The organism is Streptomyces sp. NPDC020807 (assembly GCF_040641575.1).
In the GTDB taxonomy this organism is placed as follows: domain Bacteria; phylum Actinomycetota; class Actinomycetes; order Streptomycetales; family Streptomycetaceae; genus Streptomyces.
Genome location: NZ_JBFADU010000019.1, coordinates 116,086 through 143,029 on the forward strand (window position 1 = coordinate 116,086; position 26,944 = coordinate 143,029).

19 protein-coding genes and 1 pseudogene are annotated in these 26,944 nt (G+C 74.2%); 9 read left to right on the forward strand and 11 right to left on the reverse strand.

The genetic code is table 11. The features are described 5' to 3' along the window. Window positions 1-80 precede the first annotated feature (80 nt). Complete coding sequence (locus AB0G79_RS24860) at window positions 81-4,736, forward strand: hypothetical protein (RefSeq protein ID WP_360809985.1); 4,656 nt, start codon at window positions 81-83, stop codon at window positions 4,734-4,736. A gap of 68 nt (window positions 4,737-4,804) precedes the next feature. On the opposite strand, the pseudogene AB0G79_RS24865 reads toward AB0G79_RS24860, so the two are convergent. Continuing rightward, a pseudogene (locus tag AB0G79_RS24865) lies at window positions 4,805-5,107 on the reverse strand (hypothetical protein); the annotation flags it as partial. A 416-nt stretch (window positions 5,108-5,523) separates the two neighbouring features. Here AB0G79_RS24865 and AB0G79_RS24870 point away from each other — a divergent pair. From AB0G79_RS24870 to AB0G79_RS24885, 4 genes are read left to right on the forward strand one after another with little or no spacing between them, the layout of a single operon-like run. Then, a complete protein-coding gene (locus AB0G79_RS24870) occupies window positions 5,524-8,379 on the forward strand; it encodes a nitrate- and nitrite sensing domain-containing protein (RefSeq protein ID WP_360809987.1) in 2,856 nt (951 codons plus the stop codon). Beyond that, on the forward strand, window positions 8,376-8,831 hold the full coding sequence (locus AB0G79_RS24875) for a roadblock/LC7 domain-containing protein (RefSeq protein ID WP_360809989.1): 456 nt from the start codon (window positions 8,376-8,378) through the stop codon (window positions 8,829-8,831). Before AB0G79_RS24870 ends, AB0G79_RS24875 begins: the two co-directional genes overlap by 4 nt. A 10-nt stretch (window positions 8,832-8,841) precedes the next feature. Beyond that, window positions 8,842-9,267: a DUF742 domain-containing protein gene (locus AB0G79_RS24880; protein ID WP_360809991.1), complete on the forward strand. Its 426-nt coding sequence runs from the start codon at window positions 8,842-8,844 to the stop codon at window positions 9,265-9,267. Then, the gene (locus AB0G79_RS24885) at window positions 9,248-9,853 is read left to right on the forward strand and encodes an ATP/GTP-binding protein (protein WP_360809993.1); all 606 of its coding nucleotides are present in this window, start codon (window positions 9,248-9,250) and stop codon (window positions 9,851-9,853) included. The genes AB0G79_RS24880 and AB0G79_RS24885 overlap by 20 nt, the downstream gene beginning before the upstream one ends. A gap of 125 nt (window positions 9,854-9,978) precedes the next feature. Here AB0G79_RS24885 and AB0G79_RS24890 read toward each other — a convergent pair whose 3' ends face one another. The 3 genes from AB0G79_RS24890 to AB0G79_RS24900 form a co-directional block, all read right to left on the reverse strand. After that, complete coding sequence (locus tag AB0G79_RS24890; RefSeq protein WP_360810035.1) at window positions 9,979-11,136, reverse strand: lipid-transfer protein; 1,158 nt, start codon at window positions 11,134-11,136, stop codon at window positions 9,979-9,981. Between the two features lie 26 nt (window positions 11,137-11,162). Continuing rightward, on the reverse strand, window positions 11,163-11,639 hold the full coding sequence (locus AB0G79_RS24895; RefSeq protein ID WP_360809995.1) for an OB-fold domain-containing protein: 477 nt from the start codon (window positions 11,637-11,639) through the stop codon (window positions 11,163-11,165). A gap of 81 nt (window positions 11,640-11,720) precedes the next feature. Continuing rightward, on the reverse strand, window positions 11,721-12,530 hold the full coding sequence (locus tag AB0G79_RS24900; protein WP_360809997.1) for a M15 family metallopeptidase: 810 nt from the start codon (window positions 12,528-12,530) through the stop codon (window positions 11,721-11,723). Window positions 12,531-12,589: 59 nt separating this feature from the next. Here AB0G79_RS24900 and AB0G79_RS24905 point away from each other — a divergent pair, with 59 nt between their 5' ends. Then, window positions 12,590-13,102, forward strand: coding sequence for an NUDIX domain-containing protein (locus tag AB0G79_RS24905; protein ID WP_360809999.1), 513 nt, complete (start codon window positions 12,590-12,592; stop codon window positions 13,100-13,102). A gap of 7 nt (window positions 13,103-13,109) precedes the next feature. On the opposite strand, the gene AB0G79_RS24910 is transcribed toward AB0G79_RS24905, so the two are convergent. Next, window positions 13,110-13,655, reverse strand: coding sequence for a hypothetical protein (locus AB0G79_RS24910; protein ID WP_360810001.1), 546 nt, complete (start codon window positions 13,653-13,655; stop codon window positions 13,110-13,112). 379 nt (window positions 13,656-14,034) lie between these two features. Next, the gene (locus AB0G79_RS24915; protein ID WP_360810003.1) at window positions 14,035-16,416 is read right to left on the reverse strand and encodes a TIM-barrel domain-containing protein; all 2,382 of its coding nucleotides are present in this window, start codon (window positions 16,414-16,416) and stop codon (window positions 14,035-14,037) included. Window positions 16,417-16,630: 214 nt separating this feature from the next. Between AB0G79_RS24915 and AB0G79_RS24920 the strand changes: the two genes are divergently transcribed. After that, complete coding sequence (locus AB0G79_RS24920; RefSeq protein WP_360810005.1) at window positions 16,631-18,601, forward strand: acetoacetate--CoA ligase; 1,971 nt, start codon at window positions 16,631-16,633, stop codon at window positions 18,599-18,601. 70 nt (window positions 18,602-18,671) lie between these two features. Here AB0G79_RS24920 and AB0G79_RS24925 read toward each other — a convergent pair whose 3' ends face one another. The 3 genes from AB0G79_RS24925 to AB0G79_RS24935 form a co-directional block, all read right to left on the reverse strand. Next, complete coding sequence (locus AB0G79_RS24925) at window positions 18,672-19,751, reverse strand: CU044_5270 family protein (RefSeq protein ID WP_360810007.1); 1,080 nt, start codon at window positions 19,749-19,751, stop codon at window positions 18,672-18,674. After that, window positions 19,748-20,488 (reverse strand): RNA polymerase sigma factor, encoded by a 741-nt coding sequence (locus AB0G79_RS24930; RefSeq protein ID WP_360810009.1) that lies wholly within the window; start codon window positions 20,486-20,488, stop codon window positions 19,748-19,750. The genes AB0G79_RS24925 and AB0G79_RS24930 overlap by 4 nt, the downstream gene beginning before the upstream one ends. A 79-nt stretch (window positions 20,489-20,567) precedes the next feature. Continuing rightward, window positions 20,568-21,887, reverse strand: coding sequence for an aminotransferase class I/II-fold pyridoxal phosphate-dependent enzyme (locus AB0G79_RS24935; protein WP_360810010.1), 1,320 nt, complete (start codon window positions 21,885-21,887; stop codon window positions 20,568-20,570). A gap of 50 nt (window positions 21,888-21,937) precedes the next feature. On the opposite strand from AB0G79_RS24935, the gene AB0G79_RS24940 reads away from it, so the two are divergent. Continuing rightward, window positions 21,938-23,227: an MFS transporter gene (locus AB0G79_RS24940; RefSeq protein ID WP_360810012.1), complete on the forward strand. Its 1,290-nt coding sequence runs from the start codon at window positions 21,938-21,940 to the stop codon at window positions 23,225-23,227. 24 nt (window positions 23,228-23,251) lie between these two features. After that, a complete protein-coding gene (locus AB0G79_RS24945) occupies window positions 23,252-24,142 on the forward strand; it encodes a hypothetical protein (RefSeq protein WP_360810014.1) in 891 nt (296 codons plus the stop codon). A 79-nt stretch (window positions 24,143-24,221) separates the two neighbouring features. On the opposite strand, the gene ptsP is transcribed toward AB0G79_RS24945, so the two are convergent. Both ptsP and AB0G79_RS24955 read right to left on the reverse strand, forming a co-directional pair. After that, a complete protein-coding gene (gene ptsP, locus AB0G79_RS24950) occupies window positions 24,222-25,892 on the reverse strand; it encodes a phosphoenolpyruvate--protein phosphotransferase (RefSeq protein WP_360810016.1) in 1,671 nt (556 codons plus the stop codon). Window positions 25,893-25,972: 80 nt separating this feature from the next. Then, on the reverse strand, window positions 25,973-26,422 hold the full coding sequence (locus tag AB0G79_RS24955) for a PTS glucose transporter subunit IIA (RefSeq protein ID WP_360810018.1): 450 nt from the start codon (window positions 26,420-26,422) through the stop codon (window positions 25,973-25,975). Window positions 26,423-26,944: the final 522 nt, after the last annotated feature.

Consider the following 26,944-nt stretch of genomic DNA (forward strand, 5'->3'; position numbering starts at 1 on the left):
CCGCGTAACCCCTTCCCGAGCGCGCTCCCCGAGCACGCGTCCTGAGCACGACGAGAACGAGAGCACGAGAGTCCCTCGCCATGTACGAGCTGTCCCGCGTCCGCCTGTACTCCATCGGCCCCGCCGGTGCGCGCTACGCCGACACCGTCCTGGACCTGCGCGGAGTCGGCGCGCCCGTGCCCCACCCCGCCCCCACCCAGGCGGAGTTCTTCGAGGAGGAGCCGGTCGGCCCGCCGCGCCGCCCCGCACCCGCGGGGGTGCTGTTCCTGGAGAACGGCGGCGGCAAGTCCGTCCTCCTCAAGCTGATCTTCTCGGTCATGCTCCCCGGCCACCGCAACACCCTCGGCGGCGCCAGCTCCGGCGTGCTCCGCAAGTTCCTCCTCGCCGACGACTGCGGCCACGTCGCCCTGGAGTGGCAGCACACCCTCACGGGAGAGCTCGTCGTCGTCGGCAAGGCCAGCGAGTGGCGCGGCCGCCAGGTCTCCAACGACCCGCGCAAGTTCGCCGAGGCCTGGTACTCCTTCCGCCCCGGACCCGGCCTCAGCCTGGACAACCTCCCCGTCGCCGAGGCGACCTCCGTCCGCCCGCCCGTCGAGGGCGCCTCCGGCGCCTCCGGCCGCCGCCGCACCATGAAGGGCTTCCGCGACGCCCTGACCGAGGCCGGGAAGGCGTACCCGCACCTGGAGGTGGTCTGGGAGGAGATCCACGACCGCTGGAACGAGCACCTCGGCGAACTCGGCCTCGACCCCGAACTCTTCCGCTACCAGCGCGAGATGAACGCCGACGAGGGCGAGGCCGCCGGCCTCTTCGCGGTGAAGAAGGACTCCGACTTCACCGACCTCCTCCTGCGCGCCGTCACCGACACCCGGGACACCGACGGCCTCGCCGACCTCGTCGGCGGCTTCGGCAACAAGCTCGGCCGCCGCGCCGAGCTGACCGCCGAGCGCGACTTCACCGCGGGCTCCGTCGACCTCCTCGGCCGGATCGTCGAGGCCGCCGAAAGCCGCTCCCACGCGCGCGAGGTGCACACCTCCGCCGAGCGCCGCACGCGCGGCCTCGCCCGCCGCCTCTCCGCCCGCGCGGCCGAGGAGCGCGGCCGGGGCGCCGAACTCGCCCAGCAGGTCACCTCCGCCGGCCACGCCGTCGCCGAGGCCGAGACGGCCCGCGGCCGCAGCGCCCTCATCGCCGCCGAACTGGCCTACCGGCACGCCTCCCTGGCCCTGACGGCCGCCGAGAAGGGCGCCGCCTCCCAGCGCCGCGAGCTCACCGACGCCCGCACCCTGCACTCCGCCTGGCAGGCCGCCGAGGCCGTGCTCCGCCACCGCGCCGCCGGCGACCGCTCCGCGCGCGTGGCCGCCGCCATCCGCGAGGCCGAGCGGGACGCCGCCCCGGCGCTCGCGGCCCGCGCCGCGGCCGCCGCCGACCTCGTACGGGCCCTGGCCGCGGCCGCCGAGGAGGGCGAGCGCCACGCGGCCGAGGAGGAGGAGCGTTCCACCGCCCTCCAGGAGGCGGGCGAGGCCGCCCACCGCGACGCCACCACCGCCGCCACCGAGGCCCAGCGGGCCCGCAGCGAGGCCGGGCACCTGCGCCAGCGGCTCGTCGAGGTCGAGCAGGAGACCGCCGAGGCCGTACGGGCCGGCTGGCTCGACGACTCCGCCCCCGACGCCGACCCGGCCCGTGCCGCCCTCGCCGCGAGCGACGCCGAGAAGACCGCCGTCGCGGCCTGGGACACGGCCCGCGAAGCGGCCCGCACCGCCGCCGACCGCGCCCGCGAGGCCGCCGCCGCCGAGTCCCGCGCCGAACTCGCCGCCGCCCGTGCCGCGGACGCCGCCGACGCCGCCGGGCACGCGTACGACGCGGAGCGCCGCGCGGCCGAGTCCCTCGCCTCCGAGGAGCGGCTCGCGGAGCTCCTCAGCCTTCCCACCGAGGGCTCCGCGCGCGCGGAGGCGGACGACGACTCCGCGGACGGAACGGAGGCCCCCGGGACCGGCGACGCCCCCCAGGGCCCGCTGGCCGTCATCGAGTTCGACCGGTACGCCGACGAACTGCGTGGCATGCTCGACCAGGCCGTGGCCTCCGCCGAGCGCCACCTCTTCGAGCTGCGGACCGCCGCCGCCGACGACTCCCGCATCCTCGGCGCCCTCGGCGACGGCGGCCTCCTGCCGCCCGGCCCCGACGTCCTCGCCACCGTCGAGTACCTCGGCGAGCAGGGCATCCCCGCCCTCCCCGGCTGGCGCTACCTCGCCCAGTCCGTGGACCCCGCCGACCACGCGCGCGTACTGGCGTCCCGCCCCGAGCTCGTCGACGGCGTCGTCATCACCGACCCCGTCTCGTACGGCCGCGCCCGCGAGGTCCTCGCCTCGGCGGCCCTGCTGCCCCGCTCCACCGTCGCCGTCGGCACCGCCGCCGCGCTGCTGGCCCCCGTACCGGAGCGGGAGACGGCCGAGGACACCGATGTCTTCCTCGTCCCGCCGAACCCGGCCATGCACGACGAGCAGGCCGCCGACGAGGAGCGGCACGCCCTGCGCGCCCGCGCCGCCGCGCGCGACGAGGAGATCCGCACCCTCGCCGCCCGCCTCGCCGGGGACCGCTCCCTCGCCTCCCGCATCGGCGCCTGGCGAGCCGACTGCCCGCCCGGCATGCTCGCCGAGCTCGCCGCGGCCGCCACGGCCGCCCGCGAGACCGCCGAGGCAGCGGCGGCCACCCTGGACGAGGCCAGGACCGCCCGCGCGGAGGCCGACGAGGTCGCCGGCGAGGCAGCCCGGCTCAGGGACGAGCGGCAGGAGGACGCCCAGCGCGCCCGCCGCGCCGCCGACGCCCTCGCCGGCCTCGCCTTCCGGCTCCGCGAGCGCTCCGCCTGGCAGGCCAAGCTCCGCGAACTCGCCGACGACGCGACCGAGTCCGAGGCCCGCGCCCAGACCTGCCTGGAGCGCGCCCGCGCCGCCGACGAGGACCGCCGGGCCGCCCAGCGCGCCGCCGACGACGCCCACCGCACCGCCCGCGCCCTGCGCGCCGAGCGCGCCGAGATCGCCGGCGCCCCCGACACGCTCCCCGAGGCGGACCCGCAGGCGCCCCGCGTCGCGCTCCCGGCCCTCCGCGAGGCCTACCGCGCGGCCTCGCAGCTGTACGAGAAGGTGGGCGTCGGCGCCGACCTGCGCGCCGAGCAGGCCCGCGCCGAGAGCGACGAGTCCGCCGCGCTCGCCGAACTCGACCGCCTCACCAACAAGGTCCGCACCCGCGCCGAGCAGCTCCTGGAGTCCACCGACGGCGCCGACGGCCCGTCCCGGCAGGCCGCCGCCGCCCGCGCCGAGTCGCTGGTCCAGATGCTGGAGTCGCGCGCGACGGAGGCGAGCGAGAAGCTCGGCCGCCTGCGCGGCGAGGCCGAGCGGCTGGCCCCAGAGGACGGCGAGGAGCACACCGAGCTCCCCGACGACCTGGTGCCGGCCGACGCCGAGCAGGCACAGGCCCTGCTCCGTACCGCCACCGGCGAACTCGCGGCCCGCAGCGACGCCCTGGAATCGGCCCGCGCCGCCCACGCCGGCCTCCTCAGGGACCACCGCGCCGCCGAGGACGCGGCCGGCGGCTTCGACGAGACGGCCGCGCTCCTGCGCGACCTGCTCCGCGACCACGCCGAGGAGGAGCACGAGGAATCGGAGACGTACCGGGGGAGCCTGGAGGAGGCCCGTACGGCCGCCGGTGAGGCACGCCGCTCGCTGCGCGCCTGCACCGCCGAGCTCTCCGCCGCCGACGCCGCCGTCCGCGAGGCGAGCGACATCCTCGTCCGGCACGCCAACTCCACCCGGTACGAGCAGGTCCGCACCCCCGCCCGCCAGCAGATCCGCGAACTGCCCGCCTCCGCGCTGCCCGAGCACGCCGCCAAGTGGGCCGAGGCCTTCGCGCCCCGTCTGCGGGTCCTCACGGACGAGCTGGCACAGCTGGAGCGCAACCGCGACTCGATCGTGGACCGGCTCCGGGGGCTCGTCGAGTCCTCGCTCGCGACGCTCCGCTCGGCGCAGCGCCTCTCGCGGCTGCCGGAGGGGCTCGGCGAGTGGTCGGGCCAGGAGTTCCTGCGGATCCGTTTCGAGGAGCCCGACCAGGCGACCCTGGCGGAGCGGCTCGGCGAGGTCGTCGACGAGGCGACCCGTGCCGCGGTGAAGAAGAACTCCGACCTCCGCCGGGACGGCATGTCCCTGCTGCTCCGGGGCGTTCAGGCGGCGCTCGAACCGAAGGGCGTCTCCGTCGAGATCCTCAAGCCGGACGCGGTGCTGCGCGCCGAGCGCGTGCCCGTCGGGCAGATGGGCGACGTGTTCTCCGGCGGCCAGCTCCTGACGGCGGCCATCGCGCTGTACTGCACGATGGCGGCGCTCCGCTCGAACGACCGGGGCCGCGACAAGCACCGCCACGCGGGCACGCTGTTCCTGGACAACCCGATCGGCCGGGCCAACGCCACGTACCTGCTCGAACTCCAGCGGGCCGTGTCGGACGCGCTCGGCGTCCAGCTGCTGTACACGACGGGCCTGTTCGACACGACGGCGCTCGCCGAGTTCCCGCTCGTCATCCGCCTGCGCAACGACGCCGACCTGCGGGCCGGTCTCAAGTACATCAGCGTGGAGGAGCACCTGCGGCCGGGGCTGCCGCAGGCCGCGGGGGAGGGCGAGGCGATCCACGGCGAGATCACGGCGACGCGGATGTTCCGCCGCCACGCCTCGGACGACCCGGCGGCGGTCACCTCCTGAGGACGCGAGAAGCGGCCCGGTCCCCTCTGGGACCGGGCCGCTGCCCACCTCCGCCGTGGCCGTCGTCAGCGCGCCGTGCTGCTCGGCTGCGACACCACCCCGTTGCGCTGGCGCCACACCTGACGGGTGATCCAGACGTCGAGGACGCTCCACGTGGCGACGACCGTCGACGCCACCGCCGTGACCGTGACCGGGAACGCCAGCCATGACCCGGAGACCGTGCAGAAGAAGGCCACCACTCCCTGCACGATCGTCACCGAGGTGAGGATCACCGCCCGTACGGCGGCGGTCCGCACCGGATCCGGCATCCGCTGCCGGCCCTTCTCGTCCTCCACCCACAACTGCCGTGCCGGCCGCGACTCGTGTTCCATCGCCTGGTCACTCCCCACCACTGAACGCCTATCGAGTGGCTGCCCACCACGACCCCCGTTACGCGAGCAGAACCAGCCCCGTACTGATTGACGCACGAAAGCGGGAAAAGGTTTCGCCCGCACCGGAGCGGAACGAGTAATTCCAGCCATCTCCGCAGGCCGGAGAAACGGTGCACTCCAGGTGTCCTACGCCACAGTGGCTGATCCCAACTCCCCGAATACCGGGACATCTCATGATCAACACTCACTCGTCAGGCTGAAAATCGCCCGGACACACCTTCGAGATGGCCGTGATGCAGTAGTAGGCTCACGCCGCCGTTTGTTTGAAACCGAAGGTTGACGCCGCGTGTTGACGCGCGCGACGTCACGAGCGTGAGGGACCTCCGCGGCGAGCGGAGGCCGAGCTGGGGGAGGCCATGCGCTTTCGCGGGAAGTCCATCCGCCGGAAGATCGTGGCGTTGCTCCTCGTACCGCTCGTCTCCCTGACCGGCCTGTGGGGTTTCGCGACGGTCCTGACGGGCCGTGAGGCCGACCAGCTCCTCGACGTCGGCTACATCATCGAGAAGGTCGGCTACCCCCTGGAGGACACCGCCCGTGTCATCCAGCTCGAACGCCGCCAGTCGCTGATCTACCTCGCGGACCCCCGGGGCTCCACCGCCCTCGCCTCCCTCCGCGACACCCGCAGGGCCACCGACCGGCAGATCGCCCGCATCCGCGCGAACGCCGCCGACGCCGGGGTGCGCGAGGAGATGCGGCCCGTCACCAGCCAGCGCCTCACCTCCCTCCTCGACGCCCTCGACGACCTCGCCTCGCTGCGCCGCTCCGTCGAGAAGCGCAGCATCGACCGCCTCGAAGCCCTCGAGTTCTACAACCGGCTCGTCGACCCCTGCTACAGCTTCCTCATCACCCTCCACGCCCTGGAGAACGTGGAGATGGACAAGCAGGGCCGCGCACTCGTCGGCATCACGCGCGCGCGTGAGCTGCTCTCCCGCGAGGACGCCCTCGTCCTCTCCGCGCTCGTCGCCGGCCAGATCTCCGCCAGGGAGATCCGCGAGATCTCCGACCTCGTCGCCAACCGCGAGCAGTTCTACGAGGTCAACCTCGAACTCCTGCCCGCGGACGAGCGCGAGCGCTTCGAGAAGTACTGGAACAGCCCCGAGACCGCGCCCCTGCGCGCCACCGAGAACGCGATCGTCGAAGAGGGCCCCACCAGGAACCCGCGCGCCGCCACCGCCGCGTACTGGCAGGACGAGGCGAGCCCCGTCCTCGACGACCTCGCCCGCGCCAACACCGACGCGGGCGACCGCTACCAGGACCGCGTCCAGCCTGCCGCGTACAGCGTGCTCCTCAAGGTCGGCGTCGCCGGGGTCCTCGGCTTCCTCGCCCTCCTCGCCTCGATCGTCATCTCCGTCCGCATCGGCCGCTCCCTCGTCCACGACCTGCGCCGCCTCCAGAAGGAGGCCCAGGAGGTCTCCGGCGTCCGGCTGCCCAGCGTCATGCGCCGCCTCGCCGCCGGCGAGACGGTCGACGTCGGGACCGAGGTGCCCCATCTGCGGTACGGGGAGGACGAGGTCGGCCAGGTCGGCCAGGCCCTCAACACCCTCCAGCGCGCCGCCGTCGAGGCCGCCGTCAAGCAGTCCGAACTCCGCCGCGGCGTCTCCGAGGTGTTCGTCAACCTCGCCCGCCGCAACCAGGTCCTGCTCCACCGTCAGCTCACGCTCCTCGACACCATGGAGCGCCGCACGGAGGACACCGACGAACTCGCGGACCTCTTCCGCCTCGACCACCTCACCACCCGCATGCGCCGGCACGCCGAGGGTCTCGTCATCCTCTCCGGCGCCGCGCCCTCCCGCCAGTGGCGCAAGCCCGTCCAGCTCATGGACGTCGTCCGCGCCGCAGTCGCCGAGGTCGAGGACTACGAGCGGATCGAGGTGCGCCGGCTGCCCCGCCTCGGCGTGGGCGGTCCGGCCGTCGCCGACCTCACCCACCTCATCGCGGAACTCCTGGAGAACGCCACGGTGTTCTCGCCCCCGCACACCGCCGTGCAGGTCCTCGGCGAGCGCGTCGCCAACGGCTTCACCCTGGAGATCCACGACCGCGGCCTCGGCATGAACCCCGACGCGCTCCTCGACGCCAACCTCCGGCTCGCCGAGACCCCCGAGTTCGAACTCTCGGACACCGACCGCCTCGGCCTCTTCGTCGTCAGCCGCCTCGCGCAGCGCCAGAACGTCAGGGTCTCGCTCCAGCCCTCCCCGTACGGAGGGACCACCGCGGTCGTCTTCATCCCGGCCGCGCTGCTCACCGACGCCCCCGAGACCCAGGGCGCGGGCTTCCGCCTGGACCGCAAGAACCTGGAGCGCCCCGGCGCCGACCCGGTGACGGACCTGCCGGGCGGGACCGACGGCCTGGACGAGGACCTCCTCGGCCCCAGCCGACTGCCCACCCGCCGGCCCGCGCTCGCCCGCGTGCCGGACGTGACCGAACCGCCCGCCACCCTGGACGGCCCCCTCGACGGCCCCGTCGAGCTGGAGGCCCCGATCGGCGCCGGCTCCTTCGACGTGCTCTTCGACCGGACCGGCGACCTCCTCGACACGGACAGCGAGCGCGGCGGGCTCTTCCGCCCCCGCGACCGCCGCCGCGCCGGCCTGTCCGCCGCCGACGCCCCGTACGAGCCGTACCGCCGGCCCCGCGAGCAGCACCAGCAGGCCCCCGACCAGACGTCCGGCCACGGCGAGGAGGAGCACGGCGAGGGCGCCGCACCCGCGCCCGTACCGCTGCCCCGCCGGAACACCCCGACACTGGTCGTCGACCACGGCCGACGCGTGGACGAGCCCGGCCGTGCCCACCCCGCGCCGGGGGCGGACCACCCGGCGCCGGGCACCGGCCCCGCCCCGGACGCCCACGCCGCGCCGGGCGAGCGCCCCGAGGCGCCGCAGGCCCCCGCGCCGACCCTCCTCCCCGTACCGCCGCGGGGGACCGACGACTTCGGCGGTCTGCCGCGCCGCGTCCGCCAGGCCAACCTGGCCCCCCAGCTGCGCGAGACCGAGGCCCGGACCGACCGCGCCCGCGGCACGCGCGCCGACGACGGCACGACCGCGCGCGCCGACGGCACCGACTCCTTCGAGCGCGACGCCGACGAGGTACGCGCGCGCATGGCCGCCATGCAGCGGGGCTGGCAGCGCGGCCGCCGGCAGAGCGCGGACCCCGGGGAGGCCGGGCACACCTCCGACACGACAGCACAAGGAACGACACCCGAGGGGGACGGTCGATGACCGCACCGAACGCCGCAGCACCCAACAGCACTTCCGGTTACGGACACGGGCACGGGAACGGCGAGCTGAACTGGCTCCTCGACGAGCTCGTCCAGCGGGTCGGGTCCATCCGCAAGGCGCTGGTGCTCTCCAGCGACGGCCTGCCCACCGGTGCCTCGCGCGACCTGACCCGCGAGGACGGCGAGCACCTGGCCGCCGTCGCCTCCGGTTTCCACAGCCTCGCCAAAGGCGTCGGCCGCCACTTCGAGGCCGGAAAGGTCCGCCAGACCGTCGTCGAGCTGGAGGACGCCTTCCTCTTCGTGACGGCCGCCGGTGACGGCAGCTGCCTGGCCGTCCTCGCCGACGCCGACTCCGACGTCGGCCAGGTCGCCTACGAGATGACCCTGATGGTGAAGCGGGTCGGCGCCCACCTCACCACGGCCCCGCGGACCGGCCTGCCCGCCGGAGCGTGAGCGGGACGCCATGACTGACGCAGCCGAGCCGAACCAGGCGCAGCAGGCTCCGACCCCCGGCCACCCCCACTGGTTCGACGCCGACGCGGGGCCGGTGGTCCGTCCGTACGCGATGACCCGCGGCCGGACCAGCGCGGCCGGCCGCCATCAGCTGGACCTGATCGCTCTGGTGGTCCCCGAACCCGCCGCCGACGACCCCGGCCGCGACCAGACGCTCTCCCCGGAGCACGTGGAGATCGTCGAACGCTGCTCCGAGCAGCCCCAGTCGATCGCCGAGCTCGCCGCAGGACTCGATCTCCCCGTCGGGGTGGTCCGGGTCCTGGTCGGCGATCTCGTCGAGGACGAACTCGTCCATGTGACCCGCCCCGTTCCGCCGGCCGAGCTGCCGGACGTGAGCATCCTTCGCGAGGTGATCAATGGCCTTCGGGCGCTCTAGCCGTACGAAGCCGCTCGTCGAGCCGGTGACCCTGAAGATCCTCGTCGCGGGCGGGTTCGGGGTCGGCAAGACGACGCTGGTGGGTGCGGTCAGCGAGATCAGGCCCCTGCGCACCGAGGAGATCCTCAGCGAGGCGGGGCGGCCGGTCGACGACCTCCACGGCGTCGAGACCAAGACGACCACCACGGTCGCCATGGACTTCGGCCGGATCACCCTGCGCGAGGACCTCGTCCTGTACCTGTTCGGGACGCCAGGCCAGGACCGCTTCTGGTTCCTCTGGGACGAGCTCGCGCAGGGCGCGCTGGGCGCGATCGTCCTGGCGGACACCCGCCGCCTGGAGGACAGCTTCGCGGCCATCGACTACTTCGAGCGGCGGGGCATCCCGTTCACGGTCGCGGTCAACTGCTTCGAGGGCGCGCGGCGGTTCCCCGCCGAGAGCGTGCGCGGGGCGCTCGACCTCGACCCGGAGGTCGAGCTCCTGATGTGCGACGCCCGGGACCGCGAGTCCGTGAAGAACGTCCTGGTGGCGGTCGTCGAACACGCCCTGGCCCTGGCGGACCGCGGGCACGCGACGGTCACGGGCTGAGCGACGCGACGAGGCCCCACGCGCACGTGCAGAGGCTCCCCGTCGGAGGACGGAGGCCGCGCACGAACGGACAGAGGCTCCCCGTGGGCGTGCAGAGGCCCCCGCATGGCGGGGGCCTCCGGCGTTCACCGTACGGCCACCACGGCCGACCCGTGCCCGAACAACCCCTGGTTCGCGGTGATCCCGACCCGCGCCCCCGGCACCTGCCGGTCGCCCGCCGTGCCCCGCAGCTGCCACGTCAGCTCGCAGACCTGGGCGATGGCCTGCGCCGGCACCGCCTCGCCGAAGGAGGCGAGCCCGCCACTGGTGTTCACCGGCAGCCGCCCGCCGAGCGCCGTGACGCCCTCCCGCAGCAGCTTGGCGCCCTCGCCGACCCCGCAGAGGCCGATGTCCTCGTACCACTCCAGTTCGAGGGCCGTGGACAGGTCGTACACCTCCGCGAGCGACAGGTCCTCCGGCCCGATCCCGGCCTCCTCGTACGCGGCCCGCGCGATCGCCGACCGGAAGCCGTCCGCCGCGCCGGAGCCCGCGAGCGCCGAGTCGGTCGCGATGTCCGGCAGGTCGAGCACGGTCCTCGGGTAGGTGGGGGAGACCGTCGAGACGGCCCGCACCCGCACCGGATCGGCCTGTCCGTGCCGCCGCGCGAACTCCATGCTGGACAGGACGAGCGCCGCGCCCCCGTCCGAGGTCGCGCAGATGTCGAGCAGCCGCAGCGGGTCGGCGACGACGGCGGACCCCGCGACCTCCTCGGCGGACACGCGCGCCCGGTAGCGGGCGAGCGGGTTGAGCGCACCGGCCGCCGAGTTCTTCGCCTTCACCTGGGCGAAGTCCTCCACCGTGTCGCCGTACAGGGCCATCCGGCGCCGGGCGTAGAGCGCGAAGTACGCGGGATTGGTCGCGCCCAGGACCCGGAAGCGCAGCCAGTCGGGGTCGCTCGGCCGCTCCCCGCCCGCCGGGGCGAAGAACCCCTTCGGCGTCGAGTCCGCGCCGACCACGAGGACCACGTCCGCGAGCCCCGCCAGGATCTGCGACCGGGCGGTGGCGACGGCCTGCGCGCCCGAGGCGCAGGCGGCGTACACACTGGTGATCCGCGCCCCCTGCCAGCCGAGCGCCTTCGCGAAGGTGGCCCCGGCCACGTACCCCGGGTAGCCGCACCGCATGGTGTTCGCGCCGACGATCGAGCCGACGTCCTTCCAGTCGATCCCGGCGTCGGCGAGCGCGGCGCGGGCGGCGGCGGCGCCGTAACCGACGAAACTCCGACCCCACTTGCCCCACGGGTGCATTCCTGCACCCAGGACGGCGATGTCGTTCACGACCGCTCCCCCCGGTCCGTCTCCCCCGTGACGGGCCGCCAGTTCCACGTGGTCCAGGTGTGCGCCTCGTCCTCGTTGAGCACGCCCGGCACGACCTCGACCTCCATCCCGACGGCGAGGTCCGCCGGCCGCACTCCCGGCGCCGCCTGCCCGAGCACCACCATCGCCTCCTCCGCGAGCTCCACCGCGACGAGCGTGTACGGCTCCCAGGGCGCGTCCGGGTCGGAGACGTACGGGGCGGGCGGGCGGTAGCGGCCGTCGGTGTACGACCAGATCCGGCCGCGCGGCGACAGCGGGACCTCGGCCAGCTCGCCGCCGCCCGGGCAGCCCGGGTTGCGGCACCAGTCGTCCTCGCGCGGGAAGAAGACCGAGGAGCAGGCCGTGCACCGGGTTCCGAGCAGCCGGAACCCCGCCTCCGGCACCGGGTCGTCGGTGAACCACCGGGCCACCACCGGTCTGCGTGTCCGTGCCACGAAGCCTCCCCAGTTATCTGACGAATCGTCAGGAGTGTGGCACGGGGCAACCGCCGGTGAGAAGGCCCGGCGGGCGAAGGCTCAGTGCCCGGCCACCGCCCTCCGCTCCACCGGGAAGTCGAAGAACGTGCCGGGGAACGGCTCCGGCTTGCACGTGAAGTGCCACCACTCCTCGGGCAGGTTCACGAACCCCTGCTCGGCGAGCGCGTCCTTCAGGAGCTGCCGGTTGGCCCGCTGCGCTCCCTGGATCCGCGGGTCGTCGGTGTGCGAGAGCGTGTCGAAGCAGTCGTACCCGGTCCCCATGTCGACGGAGTTGTCCGGAAACCGCTCCTCCTGGGGCGCGTAGCACTCCACGAGCTCCTCGCCCGGCACGTACGCGCGCGTGGACGCCGCCGGAAGCCGCACGATCGTCACGTCGAGGGTCGACCCGCGACTGTGCCCCGACTTCTCCGCGATGTACCCGTCCGCGAACAGCCTCGACTTGTCGACGAGCGGATAGAACTCCCCCTTCATCCGCTCGTCCTCCAGGTCCTTCGCCCACCGCACGAAGTGGTCGACGGCCCGCTGCGGCCGGTAGCAGTCGTACACCTTGAGCGTGTACCCCCGCGCCAGGAGCCGCACCTGCGCGCGGTGCAGTGCCTCGGCCGCCGGCCGGGTCAGGAGGCAGAGCGGCTGCCGGTAGCCGTCGACCGGCTCGCCCACGAAGTTGTGCGGGGTGGCGTACCGCATCTCCTGGAGCACGGTCCGGTCCACCGAGCTCAGCGCCACGAACTCCCGTGGCGCCTTGGGCTCCGGCGCGGCGGCGGCCGGGGGAGCGGCGCCGAACAACGAGGCGCCGAGCAGCGGGGCGACGACGGCGAGCGTACGGAGAGCGGAAGCAAGTCCTGTCATGGGCACCGTCTATCAGTTCCGGCAGCGCCGGGAAAGGCCGATGGCATACCGTCGGCCGCGTGAACTCGACCCCCGATTCCCACTGTTCGGCCTGCGGAGCACCCCACGCCCCCGGGGCCGGATGGCCCCGCACCTGCCCCGCCTGCGGCCACACCGCCTACCGCAACCCGCTTCCCGTCGCCGTGGCCCTCCTCCCGGTCTCGGCGGCCGACGGACGGACCGGTCTCCTCGTCATCACCCGTGCCGTCGCACCGCACCGAGGCGGGATCGCCCTGCCCGGCGGCTTCGTCGACCACGCCGAGGACTGGCGTGCCGCCGTCGTCCGCGAACTGCGCGAGGAGACCGGCATCGAGGCCCCGGCGTCCGACGTCCGCCTGGCCGACGCGATGAGCTCCCCGGCGGGCCACCTCCTCGTCTTCGGCCTGCTCCCGCCGCGACCCGCCGACAGCCTCCCCCCGTCCGTGCCGACGGACGAGACCGAGGGCCACCACGTGGTCTACGCGGCCGAGGAGCTGGCCTTCCCGCTCCACACCGAAGCGGTGCGCGCGTGGTTCGCGGGCACCTACGGCTGACCGCCGCCTACAGCCGGTCGCCCATCCCGGCCGGCTCCGGCGGATGGGTCCCGCCGCCGTCCTTGACGTCCGCCTCGCAGCTCCGCCCCCGGTAGGACTGGTCGTTCGGAATCAGCAGCACCGCGGCGACCCGCTCCGGCCGCTGCACGGAAAGCCAGTCGTCGCCCGTGCGGTCACCGTCCGGCCTCGGCCACGCCGTGGAGGAATGCACCGTCATGCAGCCCAGCACCCGGCGCTCGCCGTCGACGGCGCAGGCCTCCACCGCGGAGTCGGACCACTCGTCGGCGCCCCTGAAGCGGTACTGGAAGCGGACCTTGTCACCCTCGGACGGCACCTGCGGGTGAGGATCAAGCCGCCAGCCGACGACCTCGGCGGTGACGCCGACGGGCCGTCCGGACGTGTTCTCGACCTGCACGCTCGTCCCGGCCTTCCCGCGCTTCGCCGTCGTGTCGGTGCAGCTCCACGCGAGGGAGCAGCCGGAGAGCGCGAGCGTCACCACCGCGAGGGGGACCACGGCGAGCGGGACGGCGGCGAGCGCCCGTATCGGGACCACGGGGACGACCTCCGATCGTGTCGGGACCCAGCAGTCTAGGGGGTGTCTTGCCGATCAGGCCGGGCTCGCGGTGTCCGGCACGGCACCTCGCCGCGTTGCCGAAACGTCCCCATGGCTCCGCTACGAGGACGCTCCGGCGCCTTGCGATGCACCGCACCGGACACCGCTCCCTGATCCGGCCTGATCGGCAAGACACCCCCTGGGCCCGGGCCGGAAACCCGCCCGGCTCGCGACGCCGGCGCCGTCCCGGCCGGCGCCCCGCCACGGCCTCCTTCGTTCATCCCCTTCAGCGCCCGCACCTGCGCCACGGCCTCCCCGGCCGCCGCCTCCCCGGCCGCCGCCTCCCCGGCCGCCGCCTCCCCGACCACGGCCTCCCCCCTCACACCCCCCGCACCCGCACCCGCACCTCCGGCTCCCCGACCCCCTGGTCCGTCACCCGCTGCACCACCACCCGGCCGTCCACCAGCCGCGACTGGTACCGCTCGATCTCGGCCGGCTCCCAACCGTCCCCGGTGTCCCGCACGACGAGCCCGCCACCCGTCCGTCCCGCCGCCGGCGCCCACACCTCCAGGGCCAGGGCGCCGTCCTCGCCGCGCACCGGAAGCACCGCGCCCGCGCGCGCGAGGACCGGCACCCGCGACAGCGGCGCGTCGAGCAGGACCTGACCGGGCCCCTCGTACGCCGCACCCGTCGCCGTGTCGTACCAGCGCCCCCGCGGCAGCCGTACCGCCCTCCGGTCCGCGCCCCGCGTGAGCACCGGCGCCACGAGGAGCGCGTCGCCCAGCAGGAACGCGTCCTCGCAGTCCCGCAGCGCGCGGTCCTCCGGCGTCCCCCACCACACGGGCCGGACGTACGGCGCGCCCGTCATCCGGGCGAGCCGCGCCAGCGTCTCGAAGTACGGCCGCAGGCGTTCCCGTTCGGCGAGCGCCACGCGCGCGTGCTCCAGGATTTCGGGCCCGAACTCCCAGGGCTCGCGCCGCCCCGCGTCGATCGCCGCGTGCGTGCGGAAGAGCGGCAGCCACGCCCCCAGCTGGTACCAGCGCAGGTACAGCTCGGGTGACGGGAACCCGTCGAAGCCGCCCACGTCCGGCCCCGAGTACGGCACACCGCACAGCCCGAGCCCCAGGACCAGCGCGAGCGAGGCCCGCAGCCCCGGCCACCCGGTCGACACGTCGCCGGACCACGTCCCCCCGTACCGCTGCATCCCCGCCCAGCCCGACCGCGAGAAGAGGAACGGCCGCTCGTCCGGCCGCAGCCGGCGCAGCCCCTCGTACCCGGCGCGGGCCATGGTCAGGCCGTACACGTTGTGCGCCTCCCGGTGGTCGCCGCCGCGCCCGTCCAGCGCGTGGCGCGCCGAGCGCGGCAGCGTCGGATCGCCGAAGGGAGCGAAGGACACCGGCTCGTTCATGTCGTGCCACACCCCGGCGAAGCCCTGCCGGAGCCGCTCCTCGTACAGCCCGCCCCACCACTCCCGTACCGCCGGATCGGTGAAGTCCGGGTACACGCACGGCCCCGGCCACACCTCGCCGACGACCTCCCGCCCCCGCCCGTCCCTGACGAACGCCCCCGACGCGCCGACCGCCCGCCCCGCCTCGTACACGGCGTTCCCCGGCTCCGCCTTGACCGCCGGATCCACGATCGACACGAGCCGCACGCCCTGCTCCCGCAGCTCCTCCGCGAGTCCCGGCAGATCGGGGAACCGCTCCTGGTCCACGGTGAACACCCGGTGCCCGTCGTAGTGGTCGATGTCGAGGTGCACGGCGGACAGCTGCAGGCCCCGTTCGCGGTACCCGGCGACGACCCGCCGCACCTCCCGCGCGCTGCCGAAGCCCCACCGCGCGTGCTGCGGCCCGAGCGCCCAGGACGGCGGCAGCGCGGGCGCGCCCGTGAGCGCGGCCCAGCCGTGCAGCACGCGCGCGGGGGTGCCGACCACCACCCAGCAGCGCAGCGGCCCGCCGTCCAACCGGACCTCGCTGGTGCCCGGCCGGTCGTGCCCGGAGCCGGCGCCCTCCTCGCCCTCCGCGAGCGTGACCCGCCCGTCCCACGCGTTGTCGTGGAACGCGAGGTGCGTCCCGGCGTCCGAGACGACGAACTGCACCGGCATCGTCAGGTACAGGGGATCGTCCCCAGGGACGAAGCCGCCCTTGGGGTCCGTGTTCCACAGCCGGTACGAGCCGTCCCGCAGCCGGGGCCCGGCCGCCCGCCCGCCGAGCCCGAAGAACCGCGCGTCCGCCGGGACCTCGCTCCGCTGCACCCACCGCGAGCCGGAAGCACCCTCCGGCCCGCCGGCGTCGGAACCCACCGGATCCCACCAGCGGGGCGGCAGGTCCCGCCGCAGCATCACCCCGCCCGGCGTCCGTACCTCCACCGCCCCGTGCCGGGAGACCGCCACCGTCACCCGCTCCGCGACGATCCGCCACCCGCCGTCGGTGTCCGGCTCCAGGGAAGCCCGCGGATCCGCCTCCGGCGCCTCGCCCGCCAGCGCGTAGGACGGCAGCGGCCCGGCCCCGTCCCACCCCCAGAACACCGCGCCGCCCACCGACACCGTGATCCGCAGCGAGGAGCGCGCGAACCGCACGATCCCGCCGCCCGGCAGCGGCTCCGCCCCCGACGCGGGCCCGGGCACGCGAGCCCGCTCCGCCCCGCGCGGCGGCAGCCCCCACGCGTCCGTGCGTCTCCGCCGCCACGCCGCCCGTACCGTCCGCAACCCCCGCACCGAACCGAAGACCTTGATCGAACCCACCAGTTCCCGACCGTCCATGACGATCACCCTGCCACCCACCAGGGGCGATGCGAGCTCCGTTCAACGGCCGTTCACCCGTGGTGGGAGCACATGTTCATGTACCGGACCATGGGTGGGCAGACCTGGTGCGAAAGACGATCACATGGCATCGTCCTGTCAGCCGCGTCACGCGCACACCCCAGCCCGTGCGCGCGACACACGCCGACCCCGCGTACAGCCAGGGAGCACGCCCATGACATCAGCGCAGACCGAGCCGCTCTGGCAGCCGGACGAGCAGCGCATCGCCGACGCCGCGGTCACCCGCTTCCAGGCCTGGGCTGCCGCACACCACGGCGCGCCCGCCGAGGGCGGATACCCGGCACTCCACCGCTGGTCGGTCGAGGAGCTCGAGTCCTTCTGGAAGGCCGTCGTCGAGTGGTTCGACGTGCGCTTCTCCACCCCGTACGAGCGCGTCCTCGGCGACCGCTCGATGCCCGGCGCCGACTGGTTCCCCGGCGCCACCCTCAACTACGCCGAGCACGCCCTGCGCGCCGCCGACGAGCGCCCCGACGCCACCGCGCTGCTCCACGTGGACGAGACGCAGGAGCCCACGCCGACCACCTGGGGCGAGCTCCGCCGCCAGGTCGGCTCGCTCGCGGCCGAACTGCGCGCCCTCGGCGTACGCCCCGGCGACCGCGTCAGCGGCTACCTCCCGAACGTCCCGCAGTCCGTCGTGGCCCTCCTCGCCACCGCCGCCGTCGGCGGCGTCTGGACCTCCTGCGCCCCGGACTTCGGCGCCCGCTCCGTCCTCGACCGCTTCCAGCAGGTCGAGCCGGTCGTCCTCTTCACCGTCGACGGCTACCGCTACGGCGGGAAGGAGCACGACCGGCGCGAGACCGTCGCCGAGCTCCGCGCCGAACTGCCCACGCTCCGCGCCGTCGTCCACGTCCCGCTCCTCGGCACCCCGGCCCCCGAGGGCACCCTCGCCTGGGACGACCTGGTCGCCGCCGACGTCGAGCCGGTCTACGAGCAGGTCCCCTTCTCGCACCCGCTGTGGGTCCTGTACTCCTCCGGCACCACCGGCCTGCCCAAGGCGATCGTCCAGTCCCAGGGCGGCATCCTCGTCGAGCACGTCAAGCAGCTGGGCCTGCACTGCGACCTCGGCCCCGACGACGTGTTCTTCTGGTTCACGTCCACCGGCTGGATGATGTGGAACTTCCTCGTCTCCGGCCTCCTCACCGGCACGACCGTCGTCCTGTACGACGGCAGCCCCGGCTACCCCGACACCGCGGCCCAGTGGCGCGTCGCCGAGCGCACCGGCGCCACCCTGTACGGCACCTCAGCCGCCTACGTGATGGCCTGCGCGAAGGCCGACGTGCACCCCGGCAGGGACTTCGACCTGTCGGCCGTGAAGTGCGTCGCCACCACGGGCTCCCCGCTGCCCCCCGACGGCTTCCGCTGGCTCCACGACGAGGTCCGCGAGAACCTGTGGATCGCCTCGGTCAGCGGCGGCACGGACGTGTGCTCCTGCTTCGCGGGCGCCGTCCCCACGCTCCCCGTCCACATCGGCGAGCTGCAGGCGGCCGGCCTCGGTACCGACCTCCAGTCCTGGGACCCCTCCGGCAAGGCGCTCGTCGGCGAGGTCGGCGAGCTCGTCGTCACCAACCCCATGCCGTCCATGCCGATCCACTTCTGGAACGACCCCGACGGCAGCCGCTACCGCGACAGCTACTTCGAGATGTACCCGGGCGTCTGGCGCCACGGCGACTGGATCACGATCACCGAGCACGGCTCGGTCGTCATCCACGGCCGCTCCGACTCCACCCTGAACCGCCAGGGCGTCCGCATGGGCAGCGCCGACATCTACGAGGCCGTCGAACGCCTCCCGGAGATCCGCGAGTCCCTGGTGATCGGTCTGGAAGAGGCCGACGGCGGGTACTGGATGCCGCTCTTCGTCCACCTCGTCGACGGCGCCGCCCTCGACGACGAGCTCGTCGGCCGCATCAAGCGGACCATCCGCACCGAGCTCTCCCCGCGTCACGTCCCGGACGACATCATCGAGGTGCCCGGCATCCCCCACACCCTCACGGGCAAGCGCATCGAGGTCCCGGTCAAGCGCCTCCTCCAGGGCACCCCCCTGGCGAAGGCGGTCAACCTCGGCTCGGTCGACGACCTCGGTCTCCTGCGCTTCTACGAGACCCTCGCCGCCACCCGCAGGCCCTGATCCGCTCCCATCCCGTACGGCACGAGGCCGGCCCCCCACGGGACCGGCCTCGTGCCGTACGCGCGCGTGCTCAGGAGGCGGGCACCTCGCCCGCCCGTCCGGCGGCGCCCTTCGCGAGAACGGCGGACACCCCCAGCACGGTCCCCTTCACCCCGGCGGCCGTGGTCTCCGTGAGCACGGTCCGCTCGCCGAGGAACGCCCACGTCGTACGGTCGAAGATCCACTGCGTCTGTTCCCCGCCGGCGGTACGGGCGACCGCGACGCCCTCCCGCCCCGCCGCGTCCTTCGCGGACGGGAGCACGGCGACCCCGGGGATCCGCGCGGCGGCCTCGTACAGCGCGGCCGTGACCTTCGGCGGCGCCCAGGTCTCGGCGAGCAGCGTCCCGATCGCCCGGAACGCCCGCTGGTCGGCATCGCCCCCGTCCTGCCGCGTCTGCTCGCGGATCAGCGTCAGGAGCGTCCCCGGATCGGTCGGAAGCGTCGCCACGTACGCGTGCGTCGGGTTCGTGACGGAGGGCGGATCCGCGTCCAGGGTGGTGGCCCGGGGCGTCGCCCCCGGGTGGTCGAGCTCGTAGACGGGCAGCCGCGGCGACAGCTCCGATTCGCCGACGCCGTCCTCCCGCAGCAGCCCCGCCCGGCTCCCGTCGGCGGACAGCCACACCTCCCGCTGGTGTACGGGGGCGAGCGCGGCGGCACCTCCGTCGGCGCCGCGCCCGGCGTAGGCCACCAGGCTCTTCACGTACACGAACTGCTCGGGGCGGGCGTCCGGCGCGGGCGCCGACGCGGCGGCGAGCGCGGCCCGCGAGAGGACCTGCCCGGCCCCGTCGGCGACGACGCGGGCCGGGGGCCCCGCCGGCGACCCCGAGGGCGCGTCGGCCGGCGCGAGGACGACGGCACCGGCCACGACGGCACAGGCGGTCAGGGGCGCGGCGACCCAGGCGAAGCGCGGAAGGGGGCGCCGGGAACGGCCGCCACGCGCGTGCGTGGCGGGGGAGTCGGCCAGGGCCTCCCGGAGCACCCGGTTCCTGAGGGCGTGTTCCGCCTCGGGTGCGAGCGCCGGAACGGGCGGCGGCGGGAGCAGTCCCACCAGTTCGCCGACCAGCGGGTCGTCCGTGGCGGAGCGGGAGTCGCGCGGAAGGGGGGTGTTCATGCCTGACGCTCCGGGTGGGTCGAAGGAACGAGGGAAGGGGACACGGCCGGCGCACCGGCGTCCGAAGGCGCGACCGGAGCGGGCGGGGGTCCGGAGGCCGCGACGGGGAGGGCGGCGGTAGAGGACGCGACCGCCACGGTGCCGCAGCCCGGGGGCCCGTCGCCCCGGGAGACCACCCGGCCACTCCGCCCACGGCGCCGCAGCGCCCGCAGCTCCGCGTCGGCGAGCTTCCGGAGCCGCTCACGGGCCCGCGACAGCCGGGACCGCACGGTCCCGACCGGGATGCCCAGCGCCTCGCCGGCCGCCGCGTAGTCGAGCCCGGCCCACACCACGAGCGTGAAGACCTCGCGCTCTCGGCGCCGCAGCTTCGCCAGGGCGGCGCGGGCGGCCCGTACCTGCTCCCCGTCCGTCATCCGGGCGAGGACCTCGTCGGCGAAGTCGGGAAGGACCCCCCGCTCGGGGAGCCGGGCGAGCGCCGCGTCCCTGCGCCGGGCCTCACGCGCGGCCCCGCGCATGACGTTGGTCGCGATGCCGAGCAGCCAGGGCCGCAGGCTCCCGCCGTCGGCGTGCACCTTGCCCCGGCAGCTCCAGGCCTCCAGGAAGGTGGCGGACACGACGTCCTCCGCCGCCGCCCGGTCGCCGCAGACCCGGAACGCGTAGTGGAACAGGACCCTCGCGTGTTCGTCGTACGCCTCGCCAAGCGCCGTCGGGTCCCCGGCGCGGAAACGTTCTCTCATCGGTGATCGCACACAAGGCACTGGGCGCGGAGCCGTCGGAGTTCCCGTGACCTGGGACACACCGGGAACCGATCGTCCGTCACCCCCCGTACATCGCCTGGGAGTCGCCGAGCACACCCGCGAAGTCCGCGGCGAGCCGCACCGCGTCCGCCGGTAGGAGCGTCGTCACCGTGATCCGTACGGCCGGGGGAGCGGAGATCCGGAACCGCGCCCCCGCGGCGACCCACCAGCCCCGCGTCCGCAGCCCGTTCACCACGGCGGACTCGTCCCGCACGGGCACCCACACGTTCATGCCGCTCGCCCCGACGGCCCCGATCCCGTGCGAGCCCAGCGCGTCGATCAGGGCCGTACGCCGCTCCGTGTACGCCGTCTCGCCGTCCGCGACGAGCCGCGCGACCGACGGGTCGGACAGCAGCGACACGAGCGTCTCCTGCAGGACGTGGCTGACCCAGCCGGAGGTCATGAGCATCCGGCCGTCGTGCCGGGCGAGCGTCACCGGGTCACCGCACACGCCCGCCCAGCGCAGGTCGACCCCGAGCCGCTTGGACACCGTCCGCACCTGCGCCCAGCGTTCGAGCCCGGCCGCACCCAGGGTGGGGGAGGCCGGAGCGGCGAGCCCCACGTTGTAGTCGTCCTCTATGACGAGCACCTCGGGGAACTCCCGCAGCAGCGCCGCCAGCTCGTCCCGCCGCGCCGGGGAGAAGGACGCCCCGGTGGGGCACTGGGCGCGCGGACTGCACACGACCGCGCGCACCCCGGCCCGCAGCGCCGCGCCCAGCGCGTGCGGCGTGATCCCCTCCGCGTCCACCGCCACCGGCACGATCCGGAACCCCAGGGCGGGCACCAGGTCGAGGAGATGGTGGAAACCCGGATCCTCCACGGCCACCGCGTCCCCCGGCCGCAGTTCCACCGAGAGGAGCCGGGCGATGCAGTCGAGCGCGCCGTACGCGAACGTCACCTGATCCGTCGGTACGCCGTCCCGCGCGAACCAGGCGCGCGTCAGGTCCTCCAGGGCCTCGATCCGGGGGGCCGCGCGATGGGACCCGTACACGGGCCGCCACTCGGCCGGGGGCCGCAGCACCGGCAGGAAGGCGGGGTCGGGCAGGCCGCTGGCCAGGTCCACGAGACCCGGCGGAACGGACGGCGGGCGCCGCGAGGCGACCGACGGCGCCTCGGCGACCACGGTCCCGCCCCGGCCGCGCGTGACCACGAGCCCTCGCTGCCGCAGTTCCTTGTACGCCGTCGCCACGGTGCCCGGGCTGACGCCGAGCTCGTCCGCGAGCCGTCGCACGGGAGGCAGCGCGTCGCCCGGCGCGAGCTCCCCCTCGGCCACGCCGCGTTCGACGGACGCGGCAATTCCCTTGGACGTCGTTCCCTGAATCGCATATTGTGTTGCCACGTTCAAGATTATGTACCAACACAATAATCCAGTCAAGGGGGAACACACCGATGAGTCACAGGACTCCCCGGCTCGAAACCGTCCTCAGCCGCATACCCGGGGGCCGCGACGGCCGGCGCATGCTCCTCGTGAGCATCATCGACAAGACCGGTACCGGCCTCTGGGCCGGCTGCGCCGTCCTGTACTTCACCTACGTCGCCGGCCTCGGCCTCGGCCAGGTCGGCCTCCTCATGACCGTCTCCGGCGGCGTCGGCATCATCGGAGCCCCGCTCGCCGGCCGCCTCGCGGACCGCTTCCCCCTCGTCCGCGTGATCGTCGCCGCCCAGCTCATGCGCGGCATCGCCCTCCTGGCGCTGCTCACCACCGACAACCTGTTCCTCCTCACCGTGTACTCGGCCCTCGGCGCCCTCCCCGACCGCGCGGGCAGCGTCCTCATCAAGCTGTACGCGGCCCGCCTCGCCGGCCCCGACCGCGCCCGCTACCAGGCCATCCAGCGCACCACCGTCAACATCGGCTGGTCCATCGGCGGCCTCGGCGCCGCCGCCGCACTCGCCACCGGAAGCACCCGGGCGTACGGACTGCTCCTCCTGTGCAACGTCCTCACCTACCTGGTGATCGCCGCCCTCACCTCCACCTGCGCCGAACCGCCCCGCCCGTCCCACGTGGTCGCCTCCTCCGCGGACCCCGCGCGCCCGGCCGCGCCCCCCACCCGCAGCCCCTGGCGCGACCGGAGCTTCCTCGCCTACACGGCCACCGACGCCGCGCTCTTCCTCGACGACACGATCCTCCAGGTCGCCGTCCCCCTCTGGATCGTCCACGCGACCGACGCCCCCGTCGGCGTCGCCCCGCTCCTGATGGTCCTGAACACCGTCCTCGTCGTCCTCTTCCAGGTCCCGCTCTCCCGCTTCGCCGCCACCACCACGGCCGCCCGACGGCTCCTCGCCCCGCTCGCCGGTCTCCTGGTCCTCGGCACCGCGGCACTCGCCCTCTCCGCCGCCGGCGGGCGCACCCTGGCGATCGCGGGCCTGATCCTCGCGGTCGTCGCCCTCACCTTCGCCGAGATCCTCCACGCGATGTCCTCCTGGGAGATCTCCGTCGCCCTCGCCCCCGCCGACGCGCAGGGCACCTACCTCGGCGTCCACGGCCTCGCCCACTCCAGCCAGCGCTTCGCCGGCCCCCTCCTCATGACCGGCATCATGTCCGCCGGCCCCCTGGCCTGGCCCGTCCTCGGCATCGCCCTCGCCGCCACATGCGCCGCCCAGAACCGCCTGGTCCGCCGCCGCCTCACCCCTCCCGAACCGTCACTGTCAGTGGCGAAGGTTACGGTGAGTGAGCATTGATCGGAGCGTCACTCAGGGGGAGACATGACCCGCACCGGCACCACCACCGCACACCTCCGCCGCGCCCTGCGCCGCGAGGTCCCCAGCACCGTCGGCCTCCTCGCCGACGAGCGGGACTTCGCGGCCATGCGCCGCTACCGCACCTTCGCCTTCGACGACCACACGACCTACCTCCACCAGGTCGAGGCCCTCCTCAAAACCCTCGCCACCCAGGGCGGACACACCACCGTCACCCTCTTCGACCCCGAGGAGTACGCCTCCTGGTGCGCCGAAGCCGCCCTCGACCCCGACCACCCCACCAGCCGCAGCCGCTTCACCGCCCACCTCGCCGCCACAGGCGCCCACGTCACCTACACGGGACAACCCCTCGCCGACCTCCTCCCCGAGCTCGTCGACACCGCCGTCCGCCACGCCACCTGGGAGTACGCCACCACCGTCCTCGCCACCGCCGGCGACTGCGCCACCTGCGGCAAGGACCTCGGCAAAGCCGCCTTCGCCCGAGCGGGCCGACTCCTGACCCGCCTCCTCGCCGCGGCCGGCCCCGGCACCCACCACCTCGTCTGCAGCGTCCCCGCCGCCGACGACCAGCTCCTCGCCGTCCTCCACGCCGAAGGCACCCACCGCCCCGACGGTCCGGCCGCCGCCGAGTTCACCGCCGTCCTCGCCGCGGGACTCGTCCTCGCCGCCCCCGGCGGCCTCGTCCTGCGCACCACCCACCCCGACGCCCGCGACCACCTCCACGGCTGGCGCCTCACCGACGGCACCCTGACCCCGCTCACCGAGGCCGAGGTCTTCGCCGCCTACTGCACCGACGCCCGCACCGGAGAGCCCCTCTCCCCGGAACCCGGAGTCGACTACCGCGCGGGATTCCCCCTCGCCCCCGACCCCGACGAGGAATGGCCGGCCCACCACTGACCGGACACGCCGAAGGGGCTCCCCGCCACCAAGGTGACGGGAAGCCCCTCCGGTTCCCCACGTCAGAGTCCGCCCGGGATCACTCCCCGGACAGCACCGCCTGCGCGGCCACACGCGCGTCGTGCGCCGTGTCCGCCGCACGCGCCGCGGCCGCGGCCCGCTCGCACTGGGCCAGCGTGTACTTCGCCAGCGTCGCCCGCACGTACGGGATCGACGCCGCGCCCATCGACAGGGAGGTGACACCCAGACCGGTCAGGACACACGCGAGCAGCGGGTCCGAAGCGGCCTCGCCGCACACACCACAGCTCTTGCCCTCGGCCTTGGCCGCCTCGGCGGACAGCGCCACCAGGTCGAGCAGCGCCGGCTGCCACGGGTCCTGGAGCCGCGACACCGCACCGACCTGACGGTCGGCGGCGAAGGTGTACTGCGCCAGGTCGTTGGTGCCCAGCGACAGGAACTCGACCTCCTGGAGGATCGAGCGCGCCCGCAGCGCGGCCGAGGGGATCTCGACCATCGCACCGAACTTCGCCCGCAGCCCCGCCTCACGGCACGCGTCGGCGAAGGCCTTCGCGTCCGTACGGTCGGCCACCATCGGCGCCATGACCTCGAGGTACACCGGCAGCCCCTCGGCCGCCTTCGCCAGCGCCGTGAGCTGCGTCCGCAGCACCTCCGGGTGGTCCAGCAGCGTGCGCAGACCGCGCACACCGAGCGCCGGGTTCGGCTCGTCGGCCGGCGTCAGGAAGTCGAGCGGCTTGTCCGCACCGGCGTCCAGTACCCGCACGACGACACGGCCCTCGGGGAAGGCCTCCAGCACCTTGCGGTACGCCTCGACCTGCTTCTCCTCGGACGGGGCGTGCTTGCTGTCGTCCAGGAAGAGGAACTCCGTACGGAACAGACCGACACCCTCGGCACCGGCCTCCACCGCCGCCGGCACGTCGGCGGGACCACCGACGTTGGCGAGCAGCGGCACCTTGTGACCGTCCGAGGTCGCACCCGGACCGCTCGACGAGGCCAGCGCGGCCTTCCGCGCGGCGGCGGCCTCGGTCAGCTCCGCCTGCTTCTCCTCGCTCGGATCCACGAAGATCTCACCGGTGGAGCCGTCCACCGCGATGAGCGTGCCCTCGGCCAGCTCACCCGCGCCGGGCAGCGCCACGATCGCCGGCACCCCGAGCGCCCGCGCCAGGATGGCGCTGTGGCTGGTCGGCCCGCCCTCCTCGGTCACGAACCCGAGCACCAGCGCCGGGTCGAGCAGCGCCGTGTCGGCCGGAGCCAGGTCACGCGCGATGAGCACGTACGGCTCGTCGCTGTCCGGCACACCCGGCATCGGCACGCCGAGCAGCCGGGCGACGATCCGGTTCCGCACGTCGTCGAGGTCGGCGACGCGCCCGGCCATGTACTCACCGGCGCCGGCGAGCAGTTCCCGGTAGTGGGAGAACGCGTCGTAGATACCGCGCTCGGCCGTGCTGCCGACCGCGATGCGGCGGTCGACGTCGGCGATGAGCTCCGGGTCCTGGGCGATCATCGCCTGGGCCTCGAGCACCGCCTGGGCCTCACCACCGGCCAGATTGCCTCGCGCAATCAGGTCCGCGGCCACAGCTTCCACCGCCTGGCGGGCGCGCCCCTGTTCGCGCTCCGCCTCGTCGGCCGGAATCTGCTTGGCCGGCGGTTCGAGAACCGCCGTGCCCATGTGCCGGACCTCGCCGATCGCCACACCGTGGCTGACGCCGACGCCTCGCAGCGTTGTCTCCATCTCACCCGTCTCCGATAGAGCGGCGGCCCCGGCCGCCGCGTTGAATGTCGAACTCGCGGTCGTCACGAGGACGGACCGGCTCAGCTCCAGCTGAAGAGCGCGTCGCCGGCCTTCACGTCGGCGTCGTCGACGACATCGGAGAGCGAGTCAGCGGTGGCCTCGAGAGCCACGATGGGACAGATGGGGGACTTGCCCGCGGCCTCGACCGCGGCCGGGTTCCACTTCACGACGGCCTGTCCGCGCGTCACGGTGTCACCCTTGTTCACGAGGAGCTCGAAGCCCTCGCCGTTGAGCTGAACGGTGTCGATACCCAGGTGCGTGAGCACACCGTGGCCCTCCGCGTCGACGACGACGAAGGCGTGCGGGTGCATGGAGACGACGACGCCGTCAACGGGCGACACCGCCTCCGAGGGCTCACGTACGGGGTCGATGGCGGTGCCGGGACCGACCATCGCACCGGAGAAGACCGGGTCGGGGACTGCGGCGAGACCGATGGCTCGACCAGCAAGCGGCGACGACACGGATGTCATGGGAAGCCTCCCAGGGGCGGAGATTGTGTGGCGCCGTCACTACCTGTCCTGGACGGCGTACTGTTCAGAAGCGTAAGTCATAAGAAGTCCTAGTTCCGCACGAGACGTACCAGTTGGGCGGAGCTAGGACCACCCCGAAACGATTTGCCTCTACTGACGGTGGGATGTACTGTCGTACTCCTGCCTGACCCCAACGCGGCCTTGAGTCGCGGGTCGGCAGCACCATCAAGCCAGATCCTAACCTCAGTGGTCTACACCTCTGTGTGCCTCGGCACGACGGGGGAGTGGTCAGAGGGACCGAGAAAGCCTGGTAATGTTTGACCCCGCCGGGAACGGAAACACGAAAGTGAATTCCTGCCCCGGAAACCCGCTCCAGCGGGTGGCAGAAACGGGAAATCGGGTCTGCTAAGCTGGAAACACGAAATACCGAAGGAAGCGCCCGGAGGGCCTGGAAACAGGAACGAAGGAAGCGTCCGCACCTTGAGAACTCAACAGCGTGCCAAAAATCAACGCCAGATTAGT